At 39.2% G+C, this 11,781-nt stretch carries 14 protein-coding genes; 6 read left to right on the top strand and 8 right to left on the bottom strand.

Going from position 1 to position 11,781, the window contains the following annotated elements:
* The first annotated feature begins 89 nt into the window (after positions 1–89).
* Positions 90–1,106, top strand: a complete 1,017-nt coding sequence (locus tag AC1DPQ_RS05710; protein ID WP_477608345.1) for an amidohydrolase family protein — start codon at positions 90–92, stop codon at positions 1,104–1,106.
* 85 nt (positions 1,107–1,191) lie between these two features.
* On the top strand, positions 1,192–1,914 hold the full coding sequence (locus AC1DPQ_RS05705) for an SDR family oxidoreductase (protein WP_477585714.1): 723 nt from the start codon (positions 1,192–1,194) through the stop codon (positions 1,912–1,914).
* Between the two features lie 182 nt (positions 1,915–2,096).
* On the opposite strand, the gene AC1DPQ_RS05700 is transcribed toward AC1DPQ_RS05705, so the two are convergent.
* From AC1DPQ_RS05700 to AC1DPQ_RS05690, 3 genes are all read right to left on the bottom strand, one after another.
* Entirely contained in the window at positions 2,097–2,621 is a 525-nt protein-coding gene (locus tag AC1DPQ_RS05700; RefSeq protein ID WP_477585712.1) for a hypothetical protein, read from the bottom strand.
* A gap of 127 nt (positions 2,622–2,748) precedes the next feature.
* Positions 2,749–3,519 carry a glycoside hydrolase family 11 protein gene (locus tag AC1DPQ_RS05695; RefSeq protein ID WP_477608343.1) on the bottom strand — a complete coding sequence of 257 codons (771 nt, stop codon included), beginning with the start codon at positions 3,517–3,519 and terminating at the stop codon, positions 2,749–2,751.
* 359 nt (positions 3,520–3,878) lie between these two features.
* Entirely contained in the window at positions 3,879–4,277 is a 399-nt protein-coding gene (locus tag AC1DPQ_RS05690) for a winged helix-turn-helix transcriptional regulator (protein ID WP_477581827.1), read from the bottom strand.
* Positions 4,278–4,393: 116 nt separating this feature from the next.
* On the opposite strand from AC1DPQ_RS05690, the gene AC1DPQ_RS05685 reads away from it, so the two are divergent.
* Complete coding sequence (locus tag AC1DPQ_RS05685; RefSeq protein WP_477581825.1) at positions 4,394–4,834, top strand: nuclear transport factor 2 family protein; 441 nt, start codon at positions 4,394–4,396, stop codon at positions 4,832–4,834.
* A gap of 242 nt (positions 4,835–5,076) precedes the next feature.
* On the opposite strand, the gene AC1DPQ_RS05680 is transcribed toward AC1DPQ_RS05685, so the two are convergent.
* The 5 genes from AC1DPQ_RS05680 to AC1DPQ_RS05660 form a co-directional block, all read right to left on the bottom strand.
* On the bottom strand, positions 5,077–5,466 hold the full coding sequence (locus tag AC1DPQ_RS05680; RefSeq protein WP_477581824.1) for an MmcQ/YjbR family DNA-binding protein: 390 nt from the start codon (positions 5,464–5,466) through the stop codon (positions 5,077–5,079).
* Positions 5,467–5,487: 21 nt separating this feature from the next.
* On the bottom strand, positions 5,488–6,567 hold the full coding sequence (locus AC1DPQ_RS05675) for an alkene reductase (RefSeq protein WP_477581823.1): 1,080 nt from the start codon (positions 6,565–6,567) through the stop codon (positions 5,488–5,490).
* Between the two features lie 59 nt (positions 6,568–6,626).
* Entirely contained in the window at positions 6,627–7,550 is a 924-nt protein-coding gene (locus AC1DPQ_RS05670) for an NADP-dependent oxidoreductase (protein ID WP_477581821.1), read from the bottom strand.
* Between the two features lie 181 nt (positions 7,551–7,731).
* Positions 7,732–8,715 (bottom strand): helix-turn-helix domain-containing protein, encoded by a 984-nt coding sequence (locus tag AC1DPQ_RS05665; RefSeq protein ID WP_477581819.1) that lies wholly within the window; start codon positions 8,713–8,715, stop codon positions 7,732–7,734.
* A 182-nt stretch (positions 8,716–8,897) separates the two neighbouring features.
* Positions 8,898–9,533, bottom strand: a complete 636-nt coding sequence (locus AC1DPQ_RS05660) for an NAD(P)-dependent oxidoreductase (protein WP_477608341.1) — start codon at positions 9,531–9,533, stop codon at positions 8,898–8,900.
* A 77-nt stretch (positions 9,534–9,610) separates the two neighbouring features.
* Here AC1DPQ_RS05660 and AC1DPQ_RS05655 point away from each other — a divergent pair, with 77 nt between their 5' ends.
* The 3 genes from AC1DPQ_RS05655 to AC1DPQ_RS05645 all read left to right on the top strand — a co-directional run bounded on the left by AC1DPQ_RS05655 (position 9,611) and on the right by AC1DPQ_RS05645 (position 11,704).
* Positions 9,611–10,006, top strand: a complete 396-nt coding sequence (locus AC1DPQ_RS05655; RefSeq protein ID WP_230142685.1) for a winged helix-turn-helix transcriptional regulator — start codon at positions 9,611–9,613, stop codon at positions 10,004–10,006.
* Positions 10,007–10,165: 159 nt separating this feature from the next.
* Complete coding sequence (locus tag AC1DPQ_RS05650; protein WP_477581816.1) at positions 10,166–10,756, top strand: TetR/AcrR family transcriptional regulator; 591 nt, start codon at positions 10,166–10,168, stop codon at positions 10,754–10,756.
* A 135-nt stretch (positions 10,757–10,891) separates the two neighbouring features.
* The gene (locus AC1DPQ_RS05645) at positions 10,892–11,704 is read left to right on the top strand and encodes an SDR family NAD(P)-dependent oxidoreductase (protein WP_477608339.1); all 813 of its coding nucleotides are present in this window, start codon (positions 10,892–10,894) and stop codon (positions 11,702–11,704) included.
* Positions 11,705–11,781: the final 77 nt, after the last annotated feature.

The raw sequence follows: 11,781 nt of genomic DNA, 5'->3' as shown, positions 1-11,781 counted from the left end.
TAAATAATCCGCTAGCTAATCTTAATCCGTATAAAAGTGCCTTGGAATTGAGTTTCCGGGCTTAATTCGCATTGTCACTATAGTAGAAAATGAAACCACTAAAAATAATTACCATTGAGGAGCATTTTATCCTGAAAAGCATCTCGCAAAAATTAGCCGCATTTAATATCAAAGAAAATGGTGGCACTGCACCTAATGATGAAGTGCAAAAGGAACTCATGAAAATTGGGCCAAGCAGCGAGGATATGGAAGATGTTGGGGAACGGCGGATAAAATTTATGGATGAAAGCGGCATTGACATACAGGTGCTCTCCTACGGTGCCGGAAGTCCTCAAAACATAACGGACAAGACATTGGCCGCTGAACTTTGCCGCGAGGCCAATGATGAATTAGCCAGGCTGATAAAAAAGTACCCAACAAGATTTGCCGGTTTTGCCACCTTGCCCGTTGCCGACCCAACTGCGGCCGGAGAAGAGTTGAACCGGGCAGTGAAGGAATTAGGTTTTAAAGGCGCAATGCTTTCAGGAACTTTTAATGGCCGATTTTTTGATGAAACAGCATTTTTGCCCATTTTTTCTAAAGCCCAGGAGTTAAATGTGCCTGTGTATATGCATCCTGGTTTCATCTCCAAAAATATTGCCGCACATTATTATCAGAGTAATAACTGGCCTGGCATTGCAGGTGCTATGTTTTCATCGGCAGGATATGGCTGGCATTTAGATTCAGGAATTGCAATTGTCCGCTTAATTGCTTCGGGCATTTTTGATAAACTGCCTGACCTGAAACTCATTTCAGGACATTGGGGTGAACTGGTTCCTTTTTTTCTGAACCGCTTAGACGATCAGTTAAGCAAAACCTTAAAATTAGAGCGCAAAATCTCCGACTATTATAAAAGCAATATCTATATCACACCAAGCGGACTTTTTTCTGAAGCTCAACTTAAATATGTGATTGATGAGCTGGGGGCCGACAAAATTATTTATTCAGGTGATTACCCTTATTTAATAGATAATAGTACCAGGCAATTTCTTGAAAGTGCGCCTATTTCAGAAGAGGCCAAAGAAAAAATCGGTTATAAAAATGCCGAAAAATTGTTGGGTTTATAATCTGCTTTTGTATGGAACAAGTTAAAAAACATAGAATTGAAAAAGATAAAAATTCTTTAAAACATTGAATATTAAACAAAAAACAATGAAATTATCAAACAATAAAATTTTAATCACTGGCGGAGCCACTGGCATCGGTTTGGGATTAACTGAAAGATTTATTCAGGAAAACAACCAGGTTATTATTTGTGGCAGAAGGAAAGAAGCGCTGCAAGAAGTGTCTGACAAATTCCCGGCAGTAATAACAAAGGTATGCGACTTATCAGAGGAATCCGGGCGAACGGAACTTTATCAATGGATTGCTGAACACCATAGTGATTTGAACGTATTGGTAAACAATGCTGGTATTCAAAACTGGATGGATATTTCAGACGAGCGCTTTTATGATAAAGCAAAAAATGAAATTCAAATAAATGTTTTAGCGCCGTTGCATTTAACTTCACTCTTTACCGAACTCAAATCACTGGATACGGTCATTAATGTAACCTCCGGCCTGGCATTTGCGCCCCTTACAAAGGTACCCGTTTATTGTGCTACAAAAGCTTTTTTCCACTCATTTACCATTTCATTGAGACATTTATTAAAATCAAAAAATATAGAGGTCATCGAATTGATCCCACCAGCCCTCAATACTGACCTGGGCGGCAAAGGCTTGCACAGCGAGCACCCTTCTGTTGAGGATTTTATTAATGCAATATTTCAACAACTAAAAGAAGGCAGGAATGAATTGACTTTTGGATATAGCGAAATGTTATCAAAAGCAACACCCGTTGAAATACAGGGAATGTTTAAAAGAATGAACCCATAAGCAAAGGTTGCAGGATGATAGGGATGTTGCAATGGAGCGAACCACTTATCAGCTTAGAAATTGGTATAACGGCAGAGCTTTTCCGCTTGATCCGAAAAAGGTGAGCAATTCGGTGAGCATATTAACGGTATGAATGCTCACCGATTATAGTTTGAGTAGTTGTTTAAATTATTAAACATCTTTTACCTATTTGCTGATTTTTTTTTTAACAGTTCTTCGTAAACCGGTCCCTCAGGTTTTTCCATACCATCAGAAATCTTTATTCCGGCTTTCTCAAACTCACTGATTAATCTTTTATCGAAATCAGCGATGTATGATGCAAATGATACAGAATCTTTTTGTTCAGGAATTGTTGCAAAAGGAACATGTGGTTCTTTAAACCTGTGCAACACCGCTTGAGTACTATCGTTGCCTTCCAAAAGAAGGGAGTCTCCGTAGTCTGTAATCTTAGCTACATAATCTTTGGTAAGGTATTTTAAGGAATCATTTTCTATTTTGTAAGGAAGCTTAAAGCGGCCAACTTTCTGATTATAGAAAACTACATATTGCGAATCAATATCAAATTCGCTATATCCATTCGCTTTGGAAAACCGATGCCATTTTCCGATCAGTGATTTTTTGTTTCCATCTGTATTTTTAAGATTTGGCGAATGGCAGGCGGGAAGGATAAAACTGAAAAATGCAAGGAAATAAAGTATGGATCTCATAATAACTAATTGTTAAATAATATTAAAAGCATTTTTAATCCAGGTATTGATCATAAAGTACCTGCAGTACATACTGCCCGGCTTATTGCCAGGCAGTAATGTGGTTGTGATGGGTTTAAACAAATGTTTACTGTGCGGCCCAAATGGTACAGTTAATATTGCCATTCGTATTAGAGCCCCATGTTTCCGCAACCATAATCGCAGGAATATTTAACTGACCAAGCGTATATCCGAAACTTTGCCACTTGTTATAGTGGTTGGCGAAAGTAATGACGCGATTTTGTCCGGTAGGAACCTTTGTAACCCTGGAGCTATAAATCTGCCTGAAACCGTCGCCACCGTCGATATTTTTACCTGTCATCCATCGGGTCCATACATTATAACCTGCACCATCGGTTTCAAATGTTCCCAGGTAAGTCCCGCTATGAGGTGAAACCGCACCCCAGGTTTCATTCACATAATACTCAAAATAAGGGCTTCTACTCCATCCGTACCATCCAAAAGTACCACCTCCGGAGTTTGAATAAGTGCTCAGGTTATAGCCTATCTTATAGGTTTTTGACCCTACTGAATAACCTTTACCGCAAGTAAAATTACCGTTAAAGCCGTTCCAGTTAACGCTGTAATTTCCCCCGGTACCATTGGCATAATTGACTGTGCCAGTTGCGCCGTCACTCTTCCAAAGCGACCAAAAGAAGCCGTTATGTGTACCCGATTGGTAGGATTCTACCGTGGCGACAGCTTTGGTAGGAGGGGGCGGAGCAGTGACTTCCCCAGGCGCGATCTTTTCGTCTTTTTTACAGCCTGTTAAACATACAGCGCTTGCAAACACCAAGGTTGCAGCCACAACAAGAGTAACCTTCCTGGTTACACCTGTCAGTGAATTTTGTTTTTTCATATAAGATATATATTGGTTAGGGAAGCAAAATAACCGTATTCAGATCTGGGATATGGCTAATAATCAGCAAATTTGTTATACAAATGTTCACACGGTCTGGAATTGGAACACTCTACTGGCGTTTTTTTCTGTCAGATTACAGAGAAGTATTGCTTTAAGCAATCTTCGAACATTTTAAGAATAAAAACTCCCGATAGCAAGATAGTTTTGAAGAACGGGATGCAGGTTGATGCTGAAATTCGAAGAGAGTTCTCTGCTCCAGCAGTTTTTCAGAAATATAACCAAAATGATGAACAATGGCTAGGTTGCTAAAGGGAGGTAAACAGAAACAATCATAATACCATTTCTCTGAAACAGTATTATAATTGCCCTTCTTTGGTTTTGGATGACATTTCACTTTTTATTTTCTCCCGGTGCTGGATGCCCCATTCGGTCATCGCTCCAATGACTTTTTCAAGCGTATAACTATAAGGCAACAATTCGTATTCTATTACAACAGGATAGCCTACGGATACTTTCTTTATGATAAAACCATTCATTTCAAGGTCTTTTAGTTCGCTCGAAAGTACTCTGGCTGAGATCCCCTTAACTTGCCGCTGCAATTCTGTAAACCTGTTGTTTCCCCTGGCCATTGCAATAATTATCATCAGTTTCCACTTACCGCCAACTGCATAGAGTGCATCAGCCATCCCATTTAGAATTTTATGGCACTCTTCTGTAAATTCTTTGTTTTTTACCGATTCTTCTTTATTGTCCATTTCGCTATGTTTTGATTACTAACTAACCTTTGGGTAACAGGTAATAAATTGTTAGCGAATATAGCCTAATTTTGATGATTATAAAAAGAACTTTAAAACACAAAAAAATAAAAATTATGACATTAGAAATTTTGAAAATCAAAGAAGAATTAAGGGGCTTAATAGATGCTTATGCCTATTTAAGTGATGAAAAAGAGATCTCAGAAGTAATGAGGCTGTTTACGCCAGATGCCACCTACAAAGTTTATATGGGTAACTTCTTAGCTGCAAATGTGTCCGGAACAGAAACCATGGAAACGGAATTTAACGGGCATGCCTCTTTAGTAAAAACCTATTTTACAATGAACGGGCAGCATACTGTGAAAATAGATGGTGATACCGCTACAGGTGTTTCTTTTTCTCAGATCAAAATGATCAGAGAATCTGAAGGTAAGTCCATCCTTACAGATTACAGCGTTAAGTACGATGACAAATACGTGTGTCTGGATGGGAAGTGGCTAATTAAGGAACGTATCGGATATTTTATAATTGTAGATGAGAGACCATTTAACGGTTAGCGTAAAAAAGGGTAGCCGTCCTTGTATCCATTGCCAGAGCCAATATGCCCATAGCTGTGCTGCAATTAACGGTTACCCTTTCTTGTAAATATGGTAGCGCCTTAAAAGATGTGGTAACTCGATATCAAAATGGGGCGCTATCCGATGTAAATAAAAAGATAGCTGTTAAACCTGCGCTTTTTCGAAGGAACCAATGACAACAAAACTCACCAAATTGTTCGATGCCCACCTATCTTTGATCTTTATCCGTTTTCACGAGCGTCCTCTTCTAAATCTTTTCTTATCCTTTTAGTTAGTGAAGCCACCACAAGTTCATACGAGTTTTTTAACAGGTTCTTGATTACCTTATCAGGAACCTTTTTGTTGAAATAAACACTGATCCAATGTTTTTTATTCATGTGGTAAGCAGGCGTTACATCTTCATATTTTTCCTGAAGTTTCTTTGATTCCTCAGGATCACATTTTAAGGTACAAAAATCAAACTCATCCACATTAAAAAAACAGAACCATTTATCCTTCACATAAAAAGCCAGTAAGTTTCGGTCATATTCAGAAGAGGCTTTTTTGAAAGCCATTTTTTCGGTAACTCCCTCGAAGGAGAGACAATATTCTCTCGCACTTTCTGCATTCATATCATTCTAAATTATCCAGGATCAATCTTTCAAGAAGGGATAATCAGTATATCCGTGTTCACCTCCACCGTACATTGTGGCTTGGTCAATTTGGTTAAATTCGGCATCTAATTCAAATCTTTTTGGCAGATCAGGATTGGCGAGAAACAATGAACCATAAGAAATTATTTTCGTGATCCCCTTCTCCAGTTCTGCCTCTCCGTTTTCTTTATTGAACCCAGCGTTGGCCATTACCAGGTGTTTACTGATGCCGCCAAATGTTTCTATCGCATTTTTAGGATAGTGAGGGTAATTGTTTAAAGGGAACATGCCATTCATCAAATGGATATAAGCTAATGGCAATTCATTCAATGCCTCGATCAAAGGACTAAATTGAGCAACAGGATCACTATTTTCTATATTGTTATAATAAACCGTTGGCGATAGTTTAATGCCAACTTTATCGCTTCCTGATGCATGAACAAGTTCCTGCATCACTTCCAGTACGAAGCGGTTCCTGTTCTCAATGTTACCACCATACTCATCGGTGCGTAGGTTCGCGCTTTCCGATAAAAATTGGTTCGGCAGGTATCCAAATGCAGCATGAAGTTCTACGCCATCGAAACCTGCTTCGATAGCATTTTTAGCGGCCTTACCATAATCTTTAACGATTTGTTTGATCTCCACAATAGTTAATTCATGAGGTGTTTCGTAATCTTTCATTCCCTGGGAAGTAAAATGTTGTTGCCCTTTTATTGCGACTGCCGAAGGCGCAACAGGGAGCTTTCCATTTCTGTCTACAGAATGTCCAACACGACCTGTATGCCATAGCTGGGCATAAATTACACCTCCGTTGTTATGTACAGACTTAGTTACTTTCTTCCAGGCTTCAATTTGTTCATCATGATAAAGTCCTGGTGTCAACGGACTTCCTATAGCCTGTTCTGAGATATTAATGGCTTCYGTTATCAAAAGTCCTGCGCTTGCCCGCTGCGTGTAATATAAGGTCGTTAGGTCTGACACTACTCCTTCTATGTTAGCACGGCTTCGTGTCATTGGCGCCATTGCCATCGCGTTCCTTAGTATTTTCTTTCCTAGTGTTACTTTTTCTAGTAATTTCATGAGTTGTTTTTCATTATGTTAGTGATATAAACTTGTAAAATTTAAATTGTGATCGATTTTTAACCGATTGTAAGGATAACCTTTCCATTTACACCTCCGGCTGTTAAAAAATCCTGTGCCACGGCTGCTTCTCCGAGCTTGAATATCTTTGAAACAACCGGTTTAAATTTTCCAATTTTTAATAATTCAATGCCATTCTGCAAGGTTTGGGCTGAAATGTTGGAGGCGACAAAACTCGCTTTTACCTCGTATTGTTCTGCCAGTTCCTGCGATGGTGGTACCACAATGCTCAACAGCATACCACCGGGTTTTAGCACTTGAAAAAGTTTTGTCTGGGCTTCACCACCTGCGGTATCCGCTACCAGGTCAATATCCTTAATCAAACGCGCAACATCTTTTAATTTATAGTCAATTACCTCGTCGGCGCCAAAACTTTTTGCCAATGCCACACCTTTTCCCGATGCTGTTGCAATAACGTATGCACCTGCAGCTTTTGCCATCTGTACCATTGCACCACCAACAGCACCACTTCCACCCTGGATTAATACGCTTTGTCCCTTTTGTAATTTACCAGCAATGAACAGAACGGATTCGGCAGTGCCAATGTTGACACCGATTGATGCCGCCTCTGCAAAGGAAAGTCCTTGTGGTTTCGGCACCACTAAGCTTTCGTTTGCGGTTACATATTCTGCGTAGGCATTTGTCCTGGTTAGGGCAATCACTTCATCGCCCACTTTAAAGGCTGATACATCATCTCCAATGGCTACAATTATTCCTGCAGCCTCGCCGCCTGGAATAAACGGCATTTCTACGGGGCGGACGGCTTTCATAAAGCCCATCCGGATTTTAATGTCTATAGGATTTACACCTGCTGCTTTAACCTGAACTAACACATCATTTCCATTCTGGACTGATGGTACCGGAACGTCGACCTGTTCTAACACATCTGAATTTCCGTAGTCGTTATATTGTATCGCTTTCATTTTTTTAAATTATAATCTGTACACCTCACACCTAAAGAATATCAGGTGTAGAAGTTACTTCTTTGTTATACTGAATATACGAACAAAGGTATCAGCTATTCAGTAGGTAAAATAACCCAAAAAGACAGAAGAATAGTCCTATCCGACAAATGACGGGGTAGTGTTTTGGAAAAATAGAAAATTAAGCTGTATAGGAAAACTTCTTTGGTGTAATGCCATATTGTTTTTCAAATAGCCGACTGAAGTGACTGAGATTGGAAAATCCCAGCTCATATCCCACCTCAGAAACAGAATGTTTGGCCTGTTTCAGCAGAAAAGCAGCCTCTTCCATTCTTGCTTTTTGATAATAATTATAGATAGTATCTCCAAATGTTTGCTTAAAGAGCTGCTTAAGTTTCGTTTCGCTCATAGCAGTGATAGTGGCCAATTCACTTAATATTGGTGGAGTACTAAGATCACTCAATATTTTGTTGCGAATGGTCAGCAGTTTTTCTGCATCGTTGCTATTTATGTTCTTAAAAGTCGTATTCTCCCTAAGCGATAATTTACTGAAAAGCAGATACATTAATTCCTGTACCTTGATCTGTACGTAGAAATTATTCAAAGCGCTCTTCATATCAACGGAGACAATATTTTTAAGGAGCAATTGCATTTCAGGATCCAGGTTTTCGAAAAAGAGAAAGGAGGCGTTTGCATCCATGATGGTTGTTATCGTACCATTTGGTTTTTCAACAGACAGAACTGAACGTAGTCGGCTGGCCGTAATGCCCACAACCACGTATTGAATGTTGCTGCCGGCAGGGAAACGGATTTCTGTATGCAAATCATTTGTAGATAGGAGTATAGAAGCGTCCTTTTTCTGTGAGAATGGTACGTTTGCCTCGTTGTTATATTTAACTTCACGATCATCGTTGCCATTATAAAAGAAAATGGTACGTATATCATTGGCCTGCGCAGCTGGGTTGCGCTTAATAATCAGGTCTTCCTTTAATACGTACCGGTGGATCGTCAATCTAAAATCATCCCCAAAGCCAACCTTACGTACATAACCTTCTCCCATTTTCTTTGGGATCTCTAAAAAGTTATCTCTCACCGGAACATTAATTAGTTCCGAAAACTGTATTATAAAGTCAAAACCCGGAACCGCTGTAAATTCGAAAATCATTGCAAGAAATAACTAATTAATAAACCTAAGGTGGTGTAACTTCCTAAAGTTACGCCACTTTCTTCTAATATTATTATTTTTAAGATCTCGGCGCTAAGATACGTCTAGAGGGATTGGAGATGGAAGTCCGGTTTTGATTTCTCTTACCTCAACAGAAATGTATTCTTTCATTTTCTGATCATTTAATAGGCGATATCAATTGTACTTTTAAAAGTCCCGCTGTCTGCGAGGTGTATAAACATAAAAGTGGCTAAATCAGCACGCGAGATTTTCGGAATGCCACCTAGCGGCAAACCGGTTATATTTTTATACTTTCCTATTGCTTTGCCATCGGTTAGTTTTGGCGCCYGAACAATTGTCCAGTCCAAGCCGGACGTCTTTATTATTCCTTCCATTATACGCATATCAGCATATACAGGTTTATAGAGCTTTTGCAATACATGCTTTAATAGAAAAGTCATGATGAACGAGCTCTTGGGTGGGATGTCTAATGCGCCTGACGAAATACAGATTAGGCGCTTCGGGCAAGATTTCTCCATGATGTTTACAATATTGCGGATGCCAGACGAATACAAGGTGGTTTGCTGAATTTTAGGGATACCCAGACAGGAAACCACTGCTTCGTGCCCATCAAACTCTTTTTCATAAGTATGTGGAATTAAAACATCTCCTTTAATAACCTTTAGATTTTGATGCATTATTGTAAAAGCATGGGGATTTCTAACAATAGCCGTTATAGCATATCCGGCGTTTAGTGCCTGTTCAATAAAATGTTTTCCAGTTCCGCCAGAACCACCAAATACAAGAATTTTTTTCATTTTGTGATATTTTAATTGAATCAAAGGTATATTTGAACTAACATTTGTGCAAGTACGCACCTAAAAGTAAGTGTAAAATGAATGAAGTTAAAGAAACATCCACCATACAATTAAATAAGCAAACGGTCTTTAAATTGTGTCCGGTTACCTATGTGATGGAAAAAATTGGCAGCTACTGGAAACCGATTATTATCTTCCACTTAATGTCTGGATCAAAACGGTACGGAGCGTTAAAAAAGGCAATGCCTCATATTACAGAAAAGATGCTTGCACAACATTTGAGGCAGCTGGAAGCAGACGGACTGATTTCGAGGGTAGCATTACCTGTAATACCGCCACACGTTACCTATAGCCTGACGGATGCGGGGCAGGCTTTGCGACCTGTGTTATACGCCATGGCAAACTGGGCAATTGAAGACGGGCAAAAAAGGGAAGAGCCACTTTTTAAAACGATGGAACAGTTTCCTGCATAAGTTAATAACCTGCATCCGTGCAACATAAATCAGGCGCTACGGAATATTTGTTTTTGGCTCACGGTGATTGTCATCTTCATCTCACAAAGAATAAAATATACTAAAAAGTATTTTTAATTAAACTTTTTAGTATATTTTTGTGGCGTAAAATTTATTAATATGCTTACTAAAGCCGAAAGAACAAAGCAATTCATTCTGGAAACAGCGGCCCCTATCTTTAATCAGAAAGGGATATCAGGCGCTAATATAGACGATGTGCTTGCTGCTACAAAATTGACTAAAGGATGCCTTTATGGTCATTTTGAAGGCAAGGAAGACCTTGCCTTACAGGTTGTTGATTTTATGCTGAAAACAAACGGCGAAAAAATGTTATCAACTATCGGTAAGGGTAAAACAGCAAAGGCTAAAGTGTTTGCATTTCTCGATTTTTACAAGGATCCTTTAAATACCTACTTAAAAGGCGGGTGCCCTATATTTAATGTTGCGGTTGAATCTGATGATCATTTTCCGGCAATTAAAGAGAAAATAGCCGGTGTAATAAGGCGTGGACAGGAATTATTTGTTGGTGTCTTAAAACAGGGCATTAAGGACGGAGAGTTTTCTGACGAGCTTGACCCTGCTGTATATGCATTTAAAGCTGTAGCTGCTGTTGAAGGTGCGGTGATTATGTGCAGGTCTATGAACACGGCAAAACCGATGGCGAGTTTGCTCAAAAACCTGAAAGCAGAATTAGAAAGTTACGAGGGCTAATTTTTTTTCACTAAAAATATACTAAAAAGTCTTTTATATTTTTAACTATTAAAAAAATATAAAACCATTTCGCAGTTTAAATTAAATGCAAAACTACGTGTGAAAATATACTAAAAAGTCTATAATTAAGAAGATATGGAATCAAAAGAAAAAACGGTTTTAGTCACAGGTGCCTCATCTGGCATCGGGCTGCTTGTCGCCAACAGGCTCCACGAAAATGGCTACCACGTTATCGGAACAAGTAGGAACCCCGAAAAATACCAGGCAAAATTGCCATATAAGTTATTGCCATTAGATCTGAATGATGACCGCTCTATAACATCTTTTGGTCAGTTGCTCTTCAGTCAGATTAAACAGTTGGATGTGTTGGTTAACAATGCTGGTTACCTTGTAAATGGACTTGCGGAGGAAACTCCCATTGAATTAGGCAGGCAGCAGTTTGAAACCAATTTTTGGGGAACGATCAAATTAACCAACGCGTTGCTACCCTACTTAAGAAAGCAAAACCATGGAAAAATAATCACCCTCGGTTCTTTGCTGGGCCTAGTGGGGCTTCCAAATGTGTCCTATTATGYGGCTTCCAAACATGCACTCGAAGGTTATTTTAAATCACTGCGTTTTGAATTGAACCAGTTTAACATCAAGGTAGTAATGGTTGAGCCGATGAGTTTTAAAACCAATATCGGTGAAAGCGGAACTGTTGCTACAGGAACGATCCCAGCGTATGATACCTTCAGGCAAAAGGTAACCGCCTATACTAAAAGTACATTTGATAATGCACCTGATCCTGCACCGGTTATCGCCACTTTATTGCAAACAGTAAAGGAAAAGAATCCAAAGTTTAGTTACCCTGTCGGAAAAGGATCATCAATCGCACTGCTGCTTCAGCATTTCTTTTATAAGGTTTTTGAAAAATCCATTCTGAAATCTGTTAATGCTTCAAAATAGAATTATCATTAGAAATTATAATCATGCAAATAAAAGGAAAAACGGTACTGATCACCGGTGGGGCATCAGGTATAGGG

Source organism: Pedobacter sp. 01T416_2 (assembly GCF_056398925.1).
The sequence above is the reverse complement of the archived record's forward strand: the minus strand, read 5'-3'. Positions and strand labels throughout refer to the sequence as shown.

Coding starts and splice junctions, on each gene's coding strand:
- AC1DPQ_RS05710 (WP_477608345.1), top strand. CDS start 90: ATGAAACCACTAAAAATAATTACCATTGAGGAGCATTTTATCCTGAAA.
- AC1DPQ_RS05705 (WP_477585714.1), top strand. CDS start 1,192: ATGAAATTATCAAACAATAAAATTTTAATCACTGGCGGAGCCACTGGC.
- AC1DPQ_RS05700 (WP_477585712.1), bottom strand. CDS start 2,621: ATGAGATCCATACTTTATTTCCTTGCATTTTTCAGTTTTATCCTTCCC.
- AC1DPQ_RS05695 (WP_477608343.1), bottom strand. CDS start 3,519: ATGAAAAAACAAAATTCACTGACAGGTGTAACCAGGAAGGTTACTCTT.
- AC1DPQ_RS05690 (WP_477581827.1), bottom strand. CDS start 4,277: ATGGACAATAAAGAAGAATCGGTAAAAAACAAAGAATTTACAGAAGAG.
- AC1DPQ_RS05685 (WP_477581825.1), top strand. CDS start 4,394: ATGACATTAGAAATTTTGAAAATCAAAGAAGAATTAAGGGGCTTAATA.
- AC1DPQ_RS05680 (WP_477581824.1), bottom strand. CDS start 5,466: ATGAATGCAGAAAGTGCGAGAGAATATTGTCTCTCCTTCGAGGGAGTT.
- AC1DPQ_RS05670 (WP_477581821.1), bottom strand. CDS start 7,550: ATGAAAGCGATACAATATAACGACTACGGAAATTCAGATGTGTTAGAA.
- AC1DPQ_RS05665 (WP_477581819.1), bottom strand. CDS start 8,715: ATGATTTTCGAATTTACAGCGGTTCCGGGTTTTGACTTTATAATACAG.
- AC1DPQ_RS05655 (WP_230142685.1), top strand. CDS start 9,611: ATGAATGAAGTTAAAGAAACATCCACCATACAATTAAATAAGCAAACG.
- AC1DPQ_RS05650 (WP_477581816.1), top strand. CDS start 10,166: ATGCTTACTAAAGCCGAAAGAACAAAGCAATTCATTCTGGAAACAGCG.